This is a genomic window from Actinosynnema sp. ALI-1.44, assembly GCF_001984155.1.
In the GTDB taxonomy this organism is placed as follows: Bacteria; Actinomycetota; Actinomycetes; order Mycobacteriales; family Pseudonocardiaceae; genus Kibdelosporangium.
This window is the reverse complement of the sequence record NZ_MTQO01000048.1, coordinates 1-17,850: the sequence shown is the minus strand read 5'-3', so window position 1 is coordinate 17,850 and position 17,850 is coordinate 1. Positions and strand designations below refer to the sequence as shown.

20 protein-coding genes are annotated in these 17,850 nt (G+C 66.9%); 8 read left to right on the top strand and 12 right to left on the bottom strand.

Annotation, left to right across the window (positions count from 1 at the left end; all coding sequences use genetic code 11):
- Window positions 1-18: 18 nt before the first annotated feature.
- From atpF to ALI144C_RS27595, 3 genes are read left to right on the top strand one after another with little or no spacing between them, the layout of a single operon-like run.
- Window positions 19-522 carry a F0F1 ATP synthase subunit B gene (gene atpF / locus ALI144C_RS27605; protein ID WP_076990114.1) on the top strand — a complete coding sequence of 168 codons (504 nt, stop codon included), beginning with the start codon at window positions 19-21 and terminating at the stop codon, window positions 520-522.
- Window positions 522-911 carry a TIGR03618 family F420-dependent PPOX class oxidoreductase gene (locus ALI144C_RS27600; protein ID WP_202819084.1) on the top strand — a complete coding sequence of 130 codons (390 nt, stop codon included), beginning with the start codon at window positions 522-524 and terminating at the stop codon, window positions 909-911. The genes atpF and ALI144C_RS27600 overlap by 1 nt, the downstream gene beginning before the upstream one ends.
- Before the next feature lie 57 nt (window positions 912-968).
- A complete protein-coding gene (locus ALI144C_RS27595) occupies window positions 969-1,625 on the top strand; it encodes a Crp/Fnr family transcriptional regulator (RefSeq protein ID WP_076990112.1) in 657 nt (218 codons plus the stop codon).
- Window positions 1,626-1,648: 23 nt separating this feature from the next.
- Here ALI144C_RS27595 and ALI144C_RS27590 read toward each other — a convergent pair whose 3' ends face one another.
- The 4 genes from ALI144C_RS27590 to ALI144C_RS27575 are packed head-to-tail and all read right to left on the bottom strand — an operon-like array spanning window position 1,649 to window position 5,715.
- Entirely contained in the window at window positions 1,649-3,649 is a 2,001-nt protein-coding gene (locus tag ALI144C_RS27590) for a GDSL-type esterase/lipase family protein (RefSeq protein ID WP_076990111.1), read from the bottom strand.
- Window positions 3,646-4,098 (bottom strand): hypothetical protein, encoded by a 453-nt coding sequence (locus ALI144C_RS27585; protein WP_076990110.1) that lies wholly within the window; start codon window positions 4,096-4,098, stop codon window positions 3,646-3,648. The genes ALI144C_RS27590 and ALI144C_RS27585 overlap by 4 nt, the downstream gene beginning before the upstream one ends.
- Window positions 4,099-4,108: 10 nt before the next feature.
- Window positions 4,109-5,068 carry a YdcF family protein gene (locus ALI144C_RS27580; protein WP_076990109.1) on the bottom strand — a complete coding sequence of 320 codons (960 nt, stop codon included), beginning with the start codon at window positions 5,066-5,068 and terminating at the stop codon, window positions 4,109-4,111.
- On the bottom strand, window positions 5,056-5,715 hold the full coding sequence (locus ALI144C_RS27575; protein ID WP_076990108.1) for a TetR/AcrR family transcriptional regulator: 660 nt from the start codon (window positions 5,713-5,715) through the stop codon (window positions 5,056-5,058). The genes ALI144C_RS27580 and ALI144C_RS27575 overlap by 13 nt, the downstream gene beginning before the upstream one ends.
- Window positions 5,716-5,818: 103 nt before the next feature.
- Between ALI144C_RS27575 and ALI144C_RS27570 the strand changes: the two genes are divergently transcribed.
- Window positions 5,819-7,255 carry an MFS transporter gene (locus tag ALI144C_RS27570; RefSeq protein WP_076990107.1) on the top strand — a complete coding sequence of 479 codons (1,437 nt, stop codon included), beginning with the start codon at window positions 5,819-5,821 and terminating at the stop codon, window positions 7,253-7,255.
- A 145-nt stretch (window positions 7,256-7,400) separates the two neighbouring features.
- Window positions 7,401-9,077 (top strand): hypothetical protein, encoded by a 1,677-nt coding sequence (locus tag ALI144C_RS27565; RefSeq protein ID WP_083753443.1) that lies wholly within the window; start codon window positions 7,401-7,403, stop codon window positions 9,075-9,077.
- Here the strand turns inward: ALI144C_RS27565 and ALI144C_RS27560 are convergent.
- From ALI144C_RS27560 to ALI144C_RS27535, 6 genes are all read right to left on the bottom strand, one after another.
- Complete coding sequence (locus ALI144C_RS27560; protein WP_076990106.1) at window positions 9,061-10,446, bottom strand: sensor histidine kinase; 1,386 nt, start codon at window positions 10,444-10,446, stop codon at window positions 9,061-9,063. The genes ALI144C_RS27565 and ALI144C_RS27560 overlap by 17 nt on opposite strands.
- On the bottom strand, window positions 10,443-11,132 hold the full coding sequence (locus tag ALI144C_RS27555; RefSeq protein WP_076990105.1) for a response regulator transcription factor: 690 nt from the start codon (window positions 11,130-11,132) through the stop codon (window positions 10,443-10,445). The genes ALI144C_RS27560 and ALI144C_RS27555 overlap by 4 nt, the downstream gene beginning before the upstream one ends.
- A 333-nt stretch (window positions 11,133-11,465) precedes the next feature.
- Window positions 11,466-11,996 carry a hypothetical protein gene (locus tag ALI144C_RS27550; protein ID WP_083753442.1) on the bottom strand — a complete coding sequence of 177 codons (531 nt, stop codon included), beginning with the start codon at window positions 11,994-11,996 and terminating at the stop codon, window positions 11,466-11,468.
- 510 nt (window positions 11,997-12,506) lie between these two features.
- The gene (locus ALI144C_RS27545; protein WP_076990103.1) at window positions 12,507-13,634 is read right to left on the bottom strand and encodes an FAD-dependent oxidoreductase; all 1,128 of its coding nucleotides are present in this window, start codon (window positions 13,632-13,634) and stop codon (window positions 12,507-12,509) included.
- An 83-nt stretch (window positions 13,635-13,717) separates the two neighbouring features.
- Complete coding sequence (locus ALI144C_RS27540; protein ID WP_193441233.1) at window positions 13,718-14,122, bottom strand: MarR family winged helix-turn-helix transcriptional regulator; 405 nt, start codon at window positions 14,120-14,122, stop codon at window positions 13,718-13,720.
- Between the two features lie 53 nt (window positions 14,123-14,175).
- Entirely contained in the window at window positions 14,176-14,505 is a 330-nt protein-coding gene (locus ALI144C_RS27535; protein ID WP_076990485.1) for a putative quinol monooxygenase, read from the bottom strand.
- 246 nt (window positions 14,506-14,751) lie between these two features.
- Between ALI144C_RS27535 and ALI144C_RS54705 the strand changes: the two genes are divergently transcribed.
- Complete coding sequence (locus ALI144C_RS54705; protein ID WP_143230907.1) at window positions 14,752-15,528, top strand: NAD(P)-binding domain-containing protein; 777 nt, start codon at window positions 14,752-14,754, stop codon at window positions 15,526-15,528.
- 95 nt (window positions 15,529-15,623) lie between these two features.
- Here ALI144C_RS54705 and ALI144C_RS56835 read toward each other — a convergent pair whose 3' ends face one another.
- A complete protein-coding gene (locus ALI144C_RS56835; protein WP_076990100.1) occupies window positions 15,624-15,848 on the bottom strand; it encodes a hypothetical protein in 225 nt (74 codons plus the stop codon).
- Between the two features lie 145 nt (window positions 15,849-15,993).
- Here ALI144C_RS56835 and ALI144C_RS27520 point away from each other — a divergent pair, with 145 nt between their 5' ends.
- Both ALI144C_RS27520 and ALI144C_RS59170 read left to right on the top strand, forming a co-directional pair.
- Entirely contained in the window at window positions 15,994-16,434 is a 441-nt protein-coding gene (locus ALI144C_RS27520) for a hypothetical protein (RefSeq protein ID WP_083753441.1), read from the top strand.
- A gap of 474 nt (window positions 16,435-16,908) precedes the next feature.
- Window positions 16,909-17,145 (top strand): Lsr2 family DNA-binding protein, encoded by a 237-nt coding sequence (locus ALI144C_RS59170; RefSeq protein WP_441297579.1) that lies wholly within the window; start codon window positions 16,909-16,911, stop codon window positions 17,143-17,145.
- A 392-nt stretch (window positions 17,146-17,537) separates the two neighbouring features.
- Here ALI144C_RS59170 and ALI144C_RS27510 read toward each other — a convergent pair.
- Window positions 17,538-17,850, bottom strand: a 313-nt coding sequence (locus tag ALI144C_RS27510) for an aldo/keto reductase (protein WP_193441232.1), incomplete at its 5' end; no start/stop codon positions are given.

The following is a 17,850-nucleotide window of genomic DNA, read 5'->3' as shown; positions in this document are numbered from 1 at the left end:
CCGACGAGGGGAGCGCCGATGTCGACCGCGGTTCTCGCAGCCGAGTCCCCGATCTTCTACTCGGACCTGCTCATCGAAGTCCCGCTGGGCCTCGCGCTGTTCCTGATCCTGTACCTCGTGCTGGCCAAGGTCGTCACTCCGCGGTTCGAGAAGCTCTACACCGAGCGGCACACCCGCGTCGAAGGCCGGATCGACGAAGCCGAGGCGATGCAGGCGCAGGCACAGCAGGCGCTGGAGCGCTACCAGGCGCAGCTCGTGGCCGCGCAGGCCGAGGCCGCCGGTATCCGCGACCAGGCCAGGGCCGAGGGCAACGAGATCCTCGTCGAAGCCCGTGCCCGGGCCAAGGCGCAGGCGGACCAGTTGGTCGCCGAGGCCCGTGCCGACCTGGAAACCCAACGGGCCAGGGTGAAGCAGGAGTTGGCAGCCGAGGTCACCAGGATCGCCGTCGAGCTCGCCGGCCGCGTGCTCAACGAATATCCCGCCGACGTGGAAGCCGACATGCGCCGCCGGTCCCTGTCGTGATCGACCCCGACGGCGAGCTCGCCGGCTTCTGGCGGGAACGCCATCTCTGCACGCTCACGACCATCCGGCGCGACGGCACACCGCACGTCGTCCCGGTCGGCGCGACGCTGGACGCCGAAGCGGGGATCGTCCGCGTCATCACCTCCGGTGACTCGGCCAAAGCCCGACGAGTGCGTGCCGCCGGGACCGCGGGCACGCCCGCCGCGATCTGCCAGGTCGATGGCCGCCGGTGGTCCACGATCGAAGGCGTCGCCGTAGTCCGGGATGACGCCGGTTCGGTCCGAGACGCCGAGGCACGCTACGCGCAGCGGTACCGCACGCCACGGGTGAACCCCCGCCGAGTCGTCCTGGAGATCACCATCAGCCGGGTGCTCGGCACGGTCCGATGAGCTCTTCGAGTGAATGACCTGCTGACCATGAACAGGCCTGCGGCAGCATGAACACCCATGCACGAGCAGGCGATCGATCACTTGCGCGAAGCAGGACAACGCCGGTCGTTCGACCGGGCCGACCGTCTGATGACCATCGGCGCCAGCAGCGAGGAAGTACTGCTGATCGAAGCCGGTGCCGTGAAGGTGCTGCTGTCGGCCGGGGACGGGTCCGAGCTGATCGTGGATCTCTACGGCCAGGGCGAGCTGATCGGTGAGCTCGGAGTGCTGAGCGGTCGGCCACGCAGTGCCACCGTCGTCGGGCACACAGCCGGCGCGGCCGTGCACATCCCCGGCGTGCGGTTCCGGGAACTGGCCCGCCGGCACGCGGATGTGTTGCTGCTGGTCAACGAGACACTGGACCGCCGTCTGCGCAACGCGGACTTCAGACAACTCGCCATGGCTTCCCGTGAGGTACCGAACCGGGTCGCCTACCAGCTGTTGTCCTGGGCCAAGGACCACGGCGAACGCACCCCGGACGGTCTGCGCGTACAGGGCATCACCCAACGGGAACTGGCACAGTCCGTCAACGCGTCGGACAAGTCCGTCGACGCGGCCTTGCAACTGCTGAGATCGGACGGACTGGTACGCACAGGCAGGCTCTGGTACGTGCTGCCGGACGCGCGACGGCTCGCGGAGAACCTCGCCAGACCCACCTGGAAACCCGGACGCTGACGGTCACTTCAACGCGGCTGCCGTCACGGCCGGAACCAGATCTCGACCGCGTTCCGGCCGAGCGTCCGTGTCCCGTCGGTGAGGTCCCACTGGTCCTTCGTCTGGCTCGTCGGCGTCGTGTACAGGCCGCGGTACGCGTGCCCCGCGTCCTTGCGGACCTGGAACCACGACCCGGGTTGGCTTTCCGAACCGGGCGCAGGTACGGACGTCAGCCACACCCCGCCCGCGCCCCGGGTACCGCATGCCCCGTACTCGCCGGTGGCGTTGGTGCTCCAGCCCGCCAGCAGGGAGTCGCCGTCGAAGGCCAACGACGAGAAGGTCCCACGCGCCGAGTCACCGTCCGGGTTGTACACGCTGGACCGGTGTGAGACGGGCGGCACGAAGCTGATGTCACGGATCACCGTGATCTTCGGGCCTTTCTGGCCGCAGTCGTTCCCGGTCGCGTAGGCGATGCGTGTGCCGTCGGCGGAGACCGCGACCAGACCGGGATAGTCCGGCGGGTCGGTGTTCGTCACGTTCATCATGGCGCCGCTGCTGTCGGCGACCAGCAGCCGCCCGGACTCCGGCTCCTTCAGCACATAAGTACCCGCGCCCGCCGCGACCAGGACGACCTGTGCCGCGCGGGACTCGTGGTCGCGGTCAATTTCCGAATCCAACGAGACGGTCCGGATGGGCTGGTCACCCTTCGCCGGGTCGTAGACGACGATCTCACCCTTGCGGCTCAACGAGGCCGCGTGGTTGTCCCCGTCGAACGCGATTCCCCAGCAGTCACAGGACACAGTTCTCCGCTGCGCCGGGTTCGCGGTGTTCACGAACGTGATCTGCTTGGCGTTGTTCACGCCGAGCCACTTGCCGTCACGGCTGAACGCGACTACCGACGAGCCGCGCGACGCGCGGATGCCAGGCAGGGGCTGCGTTCTGCCGTCGCCGGTGACGAGGTTGAGCTGTTCCGACTCGGTGAGGTAGGCCGCGACGACCGAGTTGGGATCCGTGCGTGGCACGTCGTCGAAGGTCACGTTGTCGCGTACGTGGTTCGCGACGACCGCCGCCGTCGCGGTGTGTCCTTTCTGGTTCGGGTGGAACGACCTGTTCATGTAGTACTTGTGGCCCGACTGGCCGACGTCGAACTGGACGCCGTTGATCCAGTCCTCCTTCGTGCACCGGGCGTGCCGGTTCTCCGGTTTGTCGTCCAGTTCGTAGGGGTTGTGCGCGATGTCGATGAAGTGGAACTTGATGCCGGGGTGCCGGAAGTTCGCGGCGGCCACGGCGTTGCGGATCTGCTCGTTGAGGTAGCTGCCGGTGTTCCTGAGCATCGGCACGTCGGACTTCTTCACCCCGGCGCAGAACTTGCGGAACCGCGACCAGCGCGCCGGGTCCTCGATCACGTTCGGGTAGCCGAGCACGACGACGTCCCCGCCGGGGACGACCACGTCAACCAGGTCGTCGAACAGGCTGGGCAGGGTCTTCTGGCCCGCGTACTCGCTCGCGACGATCGGGGTCTGGCCGACGAGCATGTCGACCCGCCTGCGCATCTGCTCCTCGGTCTCCACGCAGCCGGTCGGCTTGTAGCCCTGCCACGACTCCAACCGGAAGTTGAGGCACCCGAAGATCACTTCCGAGAACTTGATGTTGTTGCCGCCGAAGCTGAACGACACCACGTCCCACTTGGTCCGGCCGGTGCCCTCGGCCTGTTCCGACTCGCGTGCCTCCGCGAGTTCCTTGGGGACATCGTCGATGATGGCACCGGTGCAGGCGACGAACCGCTGCGTCGTCATCCCGAACTTGTCGCGTACCTGCTGGTACGCCCCCGCGCCCCAGGCGGTCTGCTGCACGCCGTTGCCATGTGCGCGCATGCATTCCTTGTCGAACTGCGTGCTGAACGCGGGCGGCGTGTTGAAGATGCCCTCACCGGACGAGTACGAGTCGCCCAGCGCCAGCCACGCGCGTCCCCGCGGTTGTTCGGCGACCGCGTTGCCGGGGATCATGGCCAGCAGCAGTACCGCGGCCGCCAGCGCGCGGATCACCGGCGTATCCCGAGCGCGTCCAGCCGGGACTGTACCTTCCGGACCGCCTCGTCGAGGTTCGGGTCCTTCTCGCACGCCGCCAGCGTCAGGCCGAGGGCCTCGCGCTCCTCGGACATGTATGCCTCCAGCTCGCCGTCCGCGATCGACGCCGCCGCCGCACCCGCCTTGCCGGGCGGGGCCTCGCGGTCCAGCCGCGCGGTGGCGGTGGGGCAGTCGACCGCCCCCGTGGCGACGGCCTGCGCGACCTCGTGCATGGTCAGCAAGAGTGCACCATCGCCCTTGAGGAATTCTTGCGCTCGCTGCTCGGCGCCTCGATCGGACTGGTCAGCAGCGTCGCTCGAGCCTCCCGATCGCGTCATGAGGACGACCGTCGCCGCCACACCCAGTGCGACGACAGCGGCAGCGACCCAGATCAGTGTTCGGCGCTTGGCGCTCGTTCCCCCGCTCACGGGGCACACGTTAAGCCATGTAGAGCATCAAAAGGTACAGGCCGATGATCGAGCCGCAGATCAACGCGTGCGCGATCTTGTTCTCCCGCAGCAGCGCGATGCACTCCCGCAGGAAGGCGCTGGGCAGGTAGTAGCTGGCGGTCGGCGCGCCGACCGCGTCGAACGGCAGGCCCAGTCTGCGTGCGATGACGGCCGCGCGGAACGCGTGGTAGTTGTTGGTGACCGCCGCGATCGACCCGCCCGTGTTGTGGCGCGCCAACAGCTCCGCGCTGAACCTGAGGTTCTCCTCGGTCGTCGTCGACTTGTCCTCGGCCAGGATCGCGGTGTCCGGGATTCCTATGTGGATGAGGTACTTGCGCATGGCCGCGGCCTCGGACGTCACCTCGTCGTCGCCCTGGCCGCCGGAGACGACCAGCGTCGGCTTGGCCTGCTGCGTGAGGTAGATCCGCGCGCCGCGGTCGAGCCGGGTGGCCAGCAGCTTCGGCACGCGATCGCCGATCACCCGTGCACCGAGCACGATCAACGCGGAGAAATCCTTGCCGCGCAACGTGATCGAGTACAACCCTGAGTACAGCAGGATGCTCGCGCAGAAGAAGCCGACGTACCCGGCCGCGATCACGCCGAGCCCGAGCGCGGAGATCAGCACGCTGCTGCCGGTGCCGACGCCGAGGACGAACGTGATGTCGAGCGCGACGATCGCCAGCCCGGTGATGAACGACAGCAGGTTGCCCAGGCTCCTGCTCTCCCGGCGCAGCATCTCCAGGCCGTTGAAGATCAACCCGATCGGCAGCAGCACCCCGAGGCCGAGCATCAGCAGCGCGAACGCGTACCCGGCGAGCGGTGACGTGCTGAGTGTCGCCGAGACGACCAGCGTGATGCCGAGCCACATCGCGTTGGACACCCGACGCCGGTCACGCCGGAAGCCACGGACGAAGAACGCGGCGGGGACCAGCGCGATCAACCATTGCACGCGGGCACTTTAATGGCTGTTGTGACCGGCGCCAGCCATAGGCCGACCAGCGCGTCGACCAAACCGTCCGCTGTGTCCTGCCACGTGGTGCGCGGCGTCGGCGCGTCTTCGGCCAGTGCTCGTTCCCGCTCGGCGACCATGTGCACCATCAGCAGCCTGGCCATGTCCCTGCGCTCGGCGCGGACGTCGTCGGGCAGGTCGGGCAGGCACTGCCGGATCCCGGCACTGATCCGGACGAGCGACGGCGACGAGAGGCATTCCTCGACGACGATCTCCCGCAGCGAGGGCTCGGTCATCGCCTGCGCGTGGAACCGGGCGAACCACGTCGGGATGCCCAGTTCGGCGAGGTGCTCGGTGGTCGGCTGGATCAGGCAGGTCAGCCACGCCCGTAGGTCCGGGGTGTCGCCGAGGTCCGCGACCATTCGCTGGCGGATCTCCTCGATCTGCGCGGAGTGCTTGCGCGCGATGGCGCGGACCAGGTCGGCCTTGGTGCCGAAGTGGTAGCCGACGGCGGTGTTGTTGCCCTGCGCGGCGGCCTCGCCGACCTGCCGGTTCGACACCGCGAACACGCCGTTCTCGGCGAAGAGCCGCTCCGCTGCCGTCAGGATCAGTTCCCTGGTCGCGTCCGCCCGTGACGTCCTCACCATCACCGCCGCTTGTCAGGTCTTGGCCAACGTCTCGACTAAAAGTTAAGTCAGTCGACTGACTTAACTTAAGATGGCGAGTGTACCCCGCGTATGGAGGCTCCGCATGTCTGAATTGTCCGTGACGAGGCCACGGCCGAACCTCATCGTGCCGGTACTGGCACTCGGCGGCGTGGTGGTCGCGGTGATGCAGACCCTGGTGGTCCCGCTGCTGCCGGTCCTGCCCAGCCTGATCGGCGCGACGGCCGCGGACGCCTCGTGGGCGATCACGGCGACGCTGCTCGCGGGCGCGGTCGCGACACCCGTGGTCGGGCGTCTCGGCGACATGTACGGCAAACGCCGCATGCTGCTGATCAGCCTGGCCATCCTGATCGCCGGTTCCGTGGTCGCCGCGCTGGCGTCCACGCTGGTCCCGTTGGTCGTCGGCCGGGCGCTGCAAGGTGCCGCGATTCCCGCGATCCCCTTGGGGATCAGCATCATGCGCGACGAGTTGCCCGCAGAGCGGCTCGGCTCGGCGACGGCGGTGATGAGCGCGTCCCTCGGGGTCGGCGGTTCGCTCGGCCTCCCGGCCGCGGCCATCCTCGCCGAGAACACCAACTGGCACATGCTGTTCTGGACGTCGGCCGGGCTCGGTGCGGTGGTCTTCGCCCTGGTCCTCGCGTGTGTGCCGGAATCGAACGTGCGGACAGGTGGCAGGTTCGACGGCGTCGGCGCGGCCGGCCTGTCCGTGGGGCTCATCTGCATGCTGCTCGCCATCTCCAAGGGCGCGGACTGGCCGTCGGGACTGACGTTCTCCTTGTTCGGTGCCGCGGCCGTCGTCCTCGTCGTGTGGGGCTGGTGGGAGTTGCGAACCCGGGACGCGCTGGTCGACCTGCGCACGACCGCACGGCGTCAGGTGCTGCTGACCAATGGCGCGTCGGTCGTGCTCGCCTTCTCCATGTTCGTGGTGTCCTTGGCGTTCCCGCAGATCCTGCAGCTGCCGACGGCCACCGGTTACGGCCTCGGGCAGTCCATGTTGAACACCGGGCTCGTGCTCGTGCCATCCGGCTTGGTGATGATGGCCGTCGCTCCGATCTCCGCACGGCTGTCGCGTGCACGCGGCCCCAGGGTGACGCTGATGCTCGGCTCCGCGATAGTAGCGGTCGGCTACGCGCTCGGCATCGTGCTGATGTCGGCGATCTGGCAGCTGGTGCTCATCTCCGCCTTGGTCGGTGCGGGCATCGGGTTCGCTTACGGCGCCATGCCCGCGCTCATCATGTCCGCCGTCCCGGTGTCGGAGACGGCCGCGGCCAACGGGCTCAACTCGTTGATGCGGTCCATCGGCACGTCGATCTCCAGCGCGGTCGCCGGTGTGATCCTGGCGCACATGACCATCTCCTTCGGACCGGTCAGTGTGCCGTCGCAGAACGGTTTCCGCCTGATCATGGTGATCGGTGCCGCGACCGCGCTCGCCGCGGCCGTCGTCGCCGCCTTCATCCCAGCCCGTCGTGCCGACCACAGTGGAGCGACACCCGCCCGTGCCGCGGCCCCGGCGACCCGCTAGTCCACTCCCATACGTTGGTGCTTGCTGCTTCGCATTCATCGGTAACAGCTGCGCGGTCGACAACGTGGCACATCCGTGACACACCGTCGGAAATCCGTTACGTGACAGACGCGGGGCGCGGACATGTCGTTCATAACTTGGCGGCATGTCATCGACCACGCTGGAGCAGACACCGGCGGTAGCACCGGAAACAGGCAAGCCATGGCGGGTCGGCGCGCTCGCCGTCGTCGCGGGAACAGGACTGCTTACCTGGCATGCCAGTTACTACGGCAGCTGGCTGGTGGACGACGCGGCGATCACGTTCGCCTACGCCCGCAGTTTCGTCGAAGGGCTCGGGCCGGTCGTCCACCCCGGTGCCGCGCCGGTCGAGGGCTACTCCAACCCAGCCTGGCTGTTCGTGCTCGCGCTCGGCAGGTTGTTCGGCGTCTTCGACCGTGGCACTCTGTTCGGGATCCCGGACTACGTGGTCTTCCCCAAGGCCATGGCCGCTTTGTGCTGCGCCGGGATCCTTGCCGCCTGCTTCACGGTGGCGCGTCGCGTGTCCAGCCGTCCTGCACTGATCACGGTGCTGATCGGCGCGGCGCTCGCGGCCGTTCCGTCCTTTGTGATCTGGTGCTTCTCCGGCCTGGAGAACCCGCTGTTCGCGCTCGCCGTCGTGGGACTCGCCGTGCTGCTGTTCCACGCACTGCTCGACCGCCGGCTGGATACGCGGAAAGTCGCTGTCCTGGCGGGCAGCCTGGCCGCGTTGGCCGCGCTGACCCGACCGGACGGGCTGATCTACCTGTTGGCGTACCCGGCCGTGCTGGCGCTGTGCCTGCGGCGCGGGGTGAAGTTCGGTTTGCTGTCGTTTGCCGCGTTCGCGGTGCCGTTCGGGTCCTATCTCCTCTGGCGCCTGCTGACTTTCGGCATCTTCGTACCGAACACCGCCGTGGCGAAGAAACAGGGCTTTCCGCTGCCGACCGACCTGGTGCGGCTGGACCCGGTGGTCCTCTACGTGGGAACCCCGGCGGTGGCCGTGTTCGCCGGGTTGGTGTACCTGTCGTTGCGCCGTCCACAGTGGTTCAACGGTGGATTCCCCGCGCTGGCAGTCACGTGGTCATTGGCCGTGCTGGCCTATGCCGCGCTGGAACCGGACTGGATGGCCCAGTTCCGTTTCGCCACACCGATCTGGGCGATGTCGGCGCTGATCGGTGTGATCGCCGCGGCCAAAGCGGTGACCAACCTCGGGCGGCGGGTCGTCACCGTGGCCGTTCTCCTCGTCGCGGTGCTCACCGCGGGTGTCGGATTCGCCGGTGCCGCCAGGGAATTCCACGATAGGCCGACGTTCCACATGTGCCAGGTGGCCGAGCGGTACGGCCGGATGGTCAACCAGTACGCCGACATCCTGGGTCTGGAGCAGGCGAGCCTGCTCGCACCGGACCTCGGCGGCCTGGCGATGACGACCAGGTTGACCGTCGTCGACATGGCCGGTCTCGCCGACAGCACGATCGCCCAGTACACCAGGGAAGACGACAAGGCCGGGATGCGCGACTACCTGTTCGACGTGGTGAAGCCGACTTTCATCGTGTCGCACGGGATCTGGAACGGCGGAACCGGGGTGGCGCTCGATCCCCGGATCCACCGCGACTACTACCCGATCTACCGGGACAAGCAGGCCAACGACTGGGTGCGCAAGGACGCTGTGTCCGATATGGACAAGCTGGCTGCTGCGCGGGACTACGCCGAACTTGCAGTGCCCGTGGTGGATCAGCGAATCAACGACCTGCCGCGCCGGTCCTGCGGCGAGACGCTGCGCGCCGGCCAGGTCAACGGGGCAGGGTGATGGTGAACACGGCACCGTCCCGGTCGGCCGCGGAGATGTAACCGTGGTGCAGCAGCACGTTCTCCCTGGCGATCGCGAGGCCGAGCCCGCTGCCTTCGGAGTGGCTGCGGGCGGAGTCGGCACGGGTGAACCGGTCGAACAGGATCGGCCGCACCTCAGCCGGGATCCCGGGACCGCAGTCGGCGACCTCGATCGTCACCACGTCCGGGTGGGTGCCGTCGACGGTCACGGTGATCGGCTCGCCGCCGTGGTGCACGGCGTTGGCCAGCAGGTTGCAGACGACCGTGTGCAACCTGCGCGGATCTGCCTGGATCACGGTGTCGCCCGTGCACGTCACCGTTACCGAAGTGTTCGGTGCGGACAGTTCGACGGCGTCATCGATGAGCGCGGGAACCTCGACCCGATCGGGTTCGATGGCGACGACACCAGCGTCGAATCTGGACATCTCCAGCAGGTCCTCGACGAGCCTGGCCAACCGCCGCGACTGCGTGCCGATCAGGTCCGCGGAACGATCCCGCACCGAGGGATCGGCGTTCTTGAGGCTGTCGGCTGCCGCGACCATGGACGCCACTGGCGTGCGGAGGTCGTGTGCGACATCGGAGGCGAACCGGCGTTGCTGCTCGTCCTTCTCCCGCAGCCGGGTGGCCATCGAGTTGAACGACTTCGCCAGATCCGCGAGGTCGTCACGGCCACGCACCGGCACCTGGACGTCGAACGTCCCGTCGCCGACGCGCTGTGCCGCCTCCGCGACCCGGCGGACCGGCCGGTGAATCCGTCCGGCAGCGACCAGGGCACCGGTGGCTCCGAGCAGGGCGACGACTCCGGCTATGGCCGCCAACTGCCAGCGCAACAAGGACAAGTCGTCCCGCAACGGCTGCAGGTTGTAGTACTCGACCAGCAGCACATGGGTGTGTTCGTCGATCAGTTGGCTGATCACGTAATGGGAATCCACCTCCTGCTCGCGCGGGGTGGCCCACGGCCCGTCGAGCACGGAGCTCGGGATGTTGGTGAAGCGCGACCCGATCACCACGCCGTAGTCCGGTCCGCCGACCTTGATCCTCCCATCGCTGACACTTCTGGCCAGCTCCGCCGAGCGCCTGAGGTTGATCGCGGTCCAGGTGGACCCGAACTCACCCGACATGTAGTCGCCCACCGCCAGCAGCGGCGGCGCGGCGGCCAACGTGGTCCGCGCGACTCGCTGAGCCTGGTGGATGTCGGTGGCGAAGTCGGCCTTGGCCGCGAGGAAGAACCGTTCCTTGGTCTCGGTCTCCTGCAGCTTGTACGCCGTGAACGCCATCGAGACCGTCGCAGTCAACGTGACCAGCACGACGGCCGTGACGATCCTGGCCCGCAGCCCCCACGTCCTCATGGTTTGACCAGGCGGTAACCCATACCGCGAACCGTGCGCAACAAAGCGGGTTTGGCGGGGTCGACCTCAACCTTGGCCCGCAGCCGCGCGACCGCGGCGTCCACGATCCGCGTGTCGCCGACATAGCCGTATTCCCAGACGCGTTTGAGCAGCACCTGCCTGCTCAGCACCTGCCCGGGGTGCGCGGCGAACTCCACCAGGAGCCGCAACTCGGTGGCGGTGAGGTTCAGCTCGACGCCCGCGCGGGTCACCGTCATGGCCTCCCCGTCGATGCTCAGGTCACCAACCCGCAGCACGGGGTCGCTCGGCGGCGGAATGGACGCCGACCTGCGCAGGATCGCCTTCATCCTGGCGTCGATGACCCGCGGCTCGGTGGGCTTGACGACGTAGTCGTCGGCGCCGCACTCAAGCCCGACCACGATGTCCACCGCGTCCCCGCGCGCGGTCAGCAATATGACGGCAACCATGCTCTTGCCCCGAATTCGACGGCACACCTCGAACCCGTCGATGCCCGGGAGCATGACGTCGAGCAGCACGACGTCCACCTCGGCGACCTCGCCGAACAACACCCCCAGGGCCTGTTCCCCGGTGTCCGCCTGACGAACCTCGTGGCCAAGCCCCCGCAGCGCGAGCGACAGAGCCTCGGCCAGCGCCTCGTCATCCTCGACCAACAGCACACGTGCCACCAGGCCAAGCTATCCGGACACGGGGGATCGGTGCCGGATTCGTGCGATCCGGTCGCGTAACTGTCACAAACCTGTCGAAAGGGCGTAGAGCCGCTGGTTGCGCTGCATGCGGTCCCAGAACGCCGAGGCGAACCTCCGAATCTTGCGATTCCGGGAATCGTAAGGACGACTTCATGTATCAGGGGTAATGGCGGTTCGGCGAGGATGGGTTGTTCGCCTGTGAGACACTCGTGGAGAAGTTGACCTACTGATCGCAACTTAGATATGTGAGTCGTTTGCATGGACAGTCGACCTGTGTCCCTCATTGAGCTCGAAGCAACATTCGAACGCGAGTTACTGACGGACAAGAGGGCGGCTGCGGAAATGGCGTACGCCCTGGCCTGCCCGTACAGGACGGAGGACATCGGCCCGTCGGGGCATCCGTTCAGTGCTTTGACATTCTCGACCACGCCCTAACTGGTTGTGCACTGCGGATGCATTGTCCGTGCATTCATGGGGCTTGCGGGACCGGTGCTCGATGAAGGTTCGTCCGCCCCAACGGGCGCGACAGGTGCGCAGCACCGCATAGAATGAGTCGAACGTTTCGCCATTCAGCTTGCCGACCTGAAGGTGGCCGAGCATCGGACGGATGTGATTCCGGATGTGGCTTTCGTAGGACTTACGTGTGGTTACGTCGACATCGGGAAGCTCCAAGTAGCGATCCATGAGTTGGTTCACGGTCGCCTTGGTTCGCGGAGTACGTTGTTCGTCCACTCGATTGAGCAGCCTGGACCGAACATTCTCGGCGTTCGGTCCTGCCGCAACGGTCTCGGTGATGTAGTGCCGACGACCGGTCAGTGGGTCGTTACCGGCATAGACCTTCACCCGGAGAGAGCCGCCGGAGCAGCGTCTCGATCTCGCCGCGTGTACGCCGTCTGGGCGCTGCCTTCGACGTGCCCATGGGGCGAGTGTAGACCCGGTTCGCACCACGCGTAGCCCCGCGAACACGCGTGGTGATCAACTAGGTGATCGGCGTAGAAAACGACTCCTGACCTGTTTGCACTGGTCAGGAGCCGCTCTTCGCCCGGTGAAAGACGAGTGCCCCCCGCAGGAATCGAACCTGCGACACACGGTTTATGAATCCCAGATTCCAGCGTCTACATGGCCTCTACCAGCATCAATAGCCTCGTCTTCAGTCCCAATGATACCCAATTGACCGCACTTCCCGATTAATCTCATGATCGATATCGGTGTGAAGTGACCGCGCCCGGTGCCCTCGACGCTCAGGTGTCGTACTCGCCGCTGTCCCAGGGCTCAGTGAACGCCATGTAGTTGCCCGGATGCAGCTGCCGAGTCTTCGGCAGTCGCTGCGGGCAGTGTTCGAAGCTCTGACGTTCAGTTGCTGTTCTCGGTGTAGAGCTTGATCAGGCCCGCGGCCGCGTCGTCGTCGAGGTTGTGGAGTTCCGCGCCGATGGAGCCGAACTCCGCGCTGCGGGGGAACATGGCTTCCTCGTACCGGGTGAGGGCGGTCTCGATGTCGCCGGGGTGTGCGGCGATGGCCTTGCCGAGTTCGGCGCCGTCGTACATGGCGCTGTTGGCGCCTTCGCCGTTCGGCGTCAGGAGGTGGGCGGCGTCGCCGAGCAGGGTCACCCCGGGCACCCGCTCCCACTTGTGCCCGAGCGGCAGGGCGAAGATGGGGCGCAGAAGCGGTGGGACGTCGCCGTCGGTGATCAGTGCGGTGAGTTCGGGTGCCCACCCGTCGAACTCCTTCGCGATCCGTGCGGCCGCGGCCGCGCTGTCGGCGAAGTCGATGGCGTCGAACCACTCCTGCGGCTCGCGGAGTACGACGTAGGTGTGGATGGTCTCGCCCTTTTCCCGGTGCGCCTGGATCCCCTTGCCGCCCGTCGCGGGTGCGGCCATGGAGCCACTGCCGACGGCTTGTGCGGTAGCCGGGTGTCGAGTGTCGACGTCGAACAGGTAGGTCTCGACGTAGGACATACCGGTGTACTCGGGTGTGGCGTCGGAGAGCAACGGCCGCACCCGTGACCATGCGCCGTCTGCTCCGACGAGCAGGCTCGTGGTGATGGTGCCGCCATCGGCGAAGGTCACCTCGTGGTGTTCCTCGCCCAGGGAACGGGTGCTGACGGCCTTGCGGCCCCACTGCACGGCGCCGACGGGGAGTGAGTCGAGCAGGATCTGGCGCAAGTCACCGCGCTGCACTTCGGGTCGTCCGCCGTTGCCGTCGTCGGCCTTGTCGAGCAGGACGGTCCCGTCGGGGGCGAGGATTCGCATGGCCTGGCGGCCCTGGAGGATGATGCCGCGGAACTCGTCCATCAGGCTGGCCGCCTCGATGGCGAGCTGCCCGTTGTAGTCGTGGATGTCGAGCATCCCGCCCTGCGTGCGGGCCGTCGGCGCGGGCTCGGCTTCGTAGATCGTGGCCGGGATTCCGTGAATGTGCAGGACGCGGGCGAGCGTGAGGCCGCCGAGGCCGGCTCCGATGATGGTGACGTGAGGAGGGTTCATGATGGTCCTCTTCCGGGCAGGATCGGGTGCACGCCGACGCGGCGCGGACGTGGTGTGGATGCGCGGCGGGGCCACGCGTCGGGTCAGGACAGGGTCGGCTGCGGCAGATCCGCGGCGATTTTCGTGAGGAGGGCCCGCAGGGTGGCCCGCTCCGCCTGGTCCAGCGGGGCCAGGATCGTCTCCTCGACGCCGGTCATCGCGGTGTCGAACCCGGCGATCAGTTCGCTTCCCGCCGGTGTCGCGTAGACGCGTTTGCTGCGCTCGTTGCCGGGCTCCGTGCGCCGCTCGACGAAACCGCGGCGCTCGAGCCCCTGCAGGAGGCTGGATACGCTCGCCGCGCTGGTGCGGCTCATCTGGGCGATGTCACGCTGGATCACACCGGGGTTCCGGACCAGGTAGACGAGCACGGCACTCTGCTCATGACTGAGCCCGCGCTCCCGGATCCAGTCATCACCGATTTTCCGCTGCGCCCAGACGATCCAGCGCATCAGATCAAGGCTGCCGGTCGGTGTCGTTTCCCGCGCATCCATACTTCGCACCCTCAACTGGACGAGACGATGTGCACCGGCGTCCGGACGCCCCATTCCTCGGAGCCGTCGGCGACGAGGTCGGCGATCCGTTGGTGCCCTTCATCGAGCCGTCCTTCCTGGAGCGCTGGACTCGAGTAGTGGCGGTCGAACGACGCGTCGTCGCGATAGAACTCGAAGGCCCACATGAGGTCGGGGTCTTCGTCCGAGCGAGCGAGGACCCAGTCGACCGGGCCGTCCGGGTCACCGTTGAAGTGGAGCTCGTGGCATGCCTTGAACAGTTCGTCCCCCATGCCGGGCTTCGCCTTGACCTTCAGCACCATTCCCGGCTGCTTCGCATGCATCTTGTACTCCTTCGGTGGATTCTGGCGGGTCACTGTCGAGTGCTCGCTCTACCGGACGAACACTTAGAACCCTAACTGTTAGATACCTTAGGGTCAAGTCCGCCACCACGCGCAGATGCCGCGCTGGCACCGCACCACGATCGCCGACCCGCCCGGGCAACCCCAGCACCGACCTGGTCAGATGCCGGTCACTGCGGACGCCCCGGACCGGCTGTGGATCACCGAAATCACCGAACACTCCCACCGATGAATGCCGGATCTATGCGCCGCGGTGATGGACGCCGACCACCGCCTCCCGCCATGCCTTGGGCACCACGCCCTCCACCGGCACCGGCGTGCCCTCGGCGTAGCAGCCGGTCTTCCCGTCGACCTCGCGTAGCGGTCCAGCACGAGCAAACGTGGCAGGCGGACGCGGTGATCAGCGCCACCGGCACCTGGTGGCGGTCGTTCATCCCGGCGATCCGCGGCCGAGACGGCTTCACCGGTCGTCAACTGCACACAGTGGACTACCGCGACCCCGACGAGTTCCGGGGGCAACGAGTGGTGGTCGGCGGCGGCGGCAATTCCGGCGCTCAGATCGCCGCGGACCTCACTGAGGTGGCGGACCTGACGTGGGTGACCCGGCGCCCGCCGCGCTACCTGCCCGACAACATCGACGGCCGGGCACTGTTCGACATCGCCACCCGGCGCCGCGACGACGGCGGAATCGCCAGCCTCGGTGACATCGTCGCGGTCCCGCCCGTACGGTCAGCCCGCGGCGCCGGACTGCTCAACGCCCGCCCCGGGTTCGACCACCTCGAGCAAATCGGTCCTGTCTGGACCAACGGCGGCGAACCGGCCTCAGTCATCACGCCGCCGGACGGTGGACCAACCGCGACCAGGTCCTCGTGCTGCACTCCGGCGGCGTACCAGCCCTGTTCGCCTACCACGACGCACTCGAAAAACACCTCAACACCAAACCATGACGCCCGGCTCAGGGCCGCTTCCCGGCCACCGCGCGGACCTTCGCCGACTCGTGGGTGACGCCGAGCCGGTTACGGACGAATCGCCAACACCTACTTGTTCTCTTCGCCCTACCTGCCCGGATGCGGCGACTCGCTGATGGTCGACTACATGGACTAGGAAGCCGCAGCATGGTCACCGCGTCGCTCAACGGACGTTTCCTTCGGGGTGGTCGGGCGGCCGGTGAGGGCCAAGAAGACGTCATCGAGGTCCGGGGTGTGCACCGACAACACGCCGACCTCGGTACCTGCCGTACCAGGCGGTCCATCGCTTGATGGGCCGACGCACGTGAACCGGTGCCACGCGTTGATGTCGCGCAGGTGCGCGGTCGTGAAATCCACTCAGGCTGACTTGCTTCTTTCAGTGGGAGGGGTCCCGGGCAGGAAGGCTAGGGTCGCACGAGTGAGTGAGGAGCCTGGGAGCGTTGAACTAGGTGCCGTGAGGGGAACGTATCCCACCAACAATCGGCGCCGTGGGTGGTTCGCGATGGTCCTGTTGTCGATCGGCGTGCCCGGCACCGTGTTTGCTGTGGTGTTCTGGCTGTTTGTCGACTACGTCAGCGGCATGAACCCGTCAACCGGTGTTGACCCTCTGCTGTTGCCAAGCGTTGTGGTGGGTCTCGGCGTCGGCATGGTGCTGATGGGCGCCTGGATCGGTATCTGGTTCCTCACCTGCCGCGGCGAGGTCTTCGAGTTACACGACAACGGTCTGCGGTATTCGCGAATCGGCCGCTCCCAAAGCATTCCATGGGCGGACGTCGACCGTGTTGTGGTCAGGGACGGTAAGAACACTGCCCTCGCTCGGTGGGCTGGTGGTGACATCAACTGCACTGTCCACCTTGCCGGAGGCGGAAAGCTCACAATCACGGGCCTTACCGAGAATGCCGGGCAGCTCATAGGGCATGTCAAGGCCATGACCGCGCGGTGACGCGTCCTTGATCTGTTGTTGCGTGCGTACCGTTGAGGCTGGGACTATGTGTGACTTTCAGAGCTTTGTGGGGCTGAGGTTTCAGCGTTTCATGGCGTACGATGACGTTGCGGTAGATCGTTCCTCGGCTGACTCCGAAGAGAGCTGCGATTGAGACGATGGTGTTGCTGGGCTGGTCGAGTAGTTCTCGATATAGGTGACTTCTGCGGGGCCAGGGCTTCTGGGCGTTGAGATTTGCCCGCGCCGCGATGGCGCGATGTGGCCAGTCCGGCCCGGGTGTTCTCGGAGGCGCGCTGCCGTCGAGTGTCGACGAGCGTGTCGAGAACAAGAACGATCTGTGAGGGGTTCGGCGAGGTGGGCGAAGGACTTGCCGAGGTGGATGATCTTGCACACCACGAGGGTGTCATCGGGCCGCAGGACGGCGAGCACGAGATCTTGTTGGGGCCACGGTTCCTTGCGCGCTTGTTCGCCCCGATGACCGAACCTGCCCGCCACGTCCTCACCCACATCGGCACTCCGCGCAAGGCCCGATGTGGGGCACGGTGCCGCACGGGCCTGGGCGAAGTCCCCGCACATCCAGACGATTCCCCCGATTGGCTGGGGTGCACGCCCACGACCAGTGGTGGCCGGGAGCAGACCAAGGCGATTCGGGACTGGGCCCGCCAGAACGGCTATGATCTCTCGACCGCGGACGCATCCCCAGCACGGTGATCGAGGCCTTCGACGCCGCGCACACCGGCACGAAGCGGAAGTAGCGACCAGCCGCTGGTTCGAGCCCTATTCCCAGACCGCCGAGGCGCTGCCACGCGTCGTGCCTTCACGGGACGGCGGTGTGTCGCAGTGCCCCATGGCTGCACCACTTCGGTTAAGCCTGCATCCGCTGCCCAGCCTTCGCCTCAACCCGAAAGCCTCTTTCTTGAGTCATGTCGGTAGGTTACGGCCAGCCCGATTCGGTGATCACCCGGCTCGACTTCCCAAGCGGGCGGACTTTCGGGTTGTCCCACAGCGGGTGCGAGGGGAGCGTTCCCAATTCGGCTCCACCCCGCACCCATCAGGGGTTTGTCGGTGTGCCGGCCGAGTGGTTTCGGCCGAAGGTCTTGCTTTCAGCCGAGGCTTTTGAGGTCCACATCGGACAGCTTGAGACTGGCGGCGCGGAGGTTCTCCTCGAGGTGGACGCGGGAGGACGTGCCGGGGATCGGCAGGATCACCGGCGAGCGGTGCAGCAACCAGGCCAGCGCGAGTTGAACCCGGGTGGCTCCGATCCGATCGGCGAGTTCGGTCAGGGCTGCCTCGTGAACCGAGGGTTTGATCGGCAGCCATGGGATGAACGCGATCCCGTGCTGTTCGCAGTACTCCAGCACGTCCTCGGAGCGCCGGTCGGAGAGGTTGTAGCGATTCTGCACGCTGACGATCGGG

What these genes read in the sequence shown, in the direction of transcription:
- atpF (WP_076990114.1), top strand. Translation starts at nt 19, where the DNA reads ATGTCGACCGCGGTTCTCGCAGCCGAGTCCCCGATCTTCTACTCGGAC.
- ALI144C_RS27595 (WP_076990112.1), top strand. Translation starts at nt 969, where the DNA reads ATGCACGAGCAGGCGATCGATCACTTGCGCGAAGCAGGACAACGCCGG.
- ALI144C_RS27575 (WP_076990108.1), bottom strand. Translation starts at nt 5,715, where the DNA reads ATGGTGAGGACGTCACGGGCGGACGCGACCAGGGAACTGATCCTGACG.
- ALI144C_RS27570 (WP_076990107.1), top strand. Translation starts at nt 5,819, where the DNA reads ATGTCTGAATTGTCCGTGACGAGGCCACGGCCGAACCTCATCGTGCCG.
- ALI144C_RS27565 (WP_083753443.1), top strand. Translation starts at nt 7,401, where the DNA reads ATGTCATCGACCACGCTGGAGCAGACACCGGCGGTAGCACCGGAAACA.
- ALI144C_RS27560 (WP_076990106.1), bottom strand. Translation starts at nt 10,446, where the DNA reads ATGAGGACGTGGGGGCTGCGGGCCAGGATCGTCACGGCCGTCGTGCTG.
- ALI144C_RS27545 (WP_076990103.1), bottom strand. Translation starts at nt 13,634, where the DNA reads ATGAACCCTCCTCACGTCACCATCATCGGAGCCGGCCTCGGCGGCCTC.
- ALI144C_RS27540 (WP_193441233.1), bottom strand. Translation starts at nt 14,122, where the DNA reads ATGCGCTGGATCGTCTGGGCGCAGCGGAAAATCGGTGATGACTGGATC.
- ALI144C_RS27535 (WP_076990485.1), bottom strand. Translation starts at nt 14,505, where the DNA reads ATGCATGCGAAGCAGCCGGGAATGGTGCTGAAGGTCAAGGCGAAGCCC.
- ALI144C_RS54705 (WP_143230907.1), top strand. Translation starts at nt 14,752, where the DNA reads ATGAATGCCGGATCTATGCGCCGCGGTGATGGACGCCGACCACCGCCT.
- ALI144C_RS27520 (WP_083753441.1), top strand. Translation starts at nt 15,994, where the DNA reads ATGGTCCTGTTGTCGATCGGCGTGCCCGGCACCGTGTTTGCTGTGGTG.
- ALI144C_RS59170 (WP_441297579.1), top strand. Translation starts at nt 16,909, where the DNA reads ATGACCGAACCTGCCCGCCACGTCCTCACCCACATCGGCACTCCGCGC.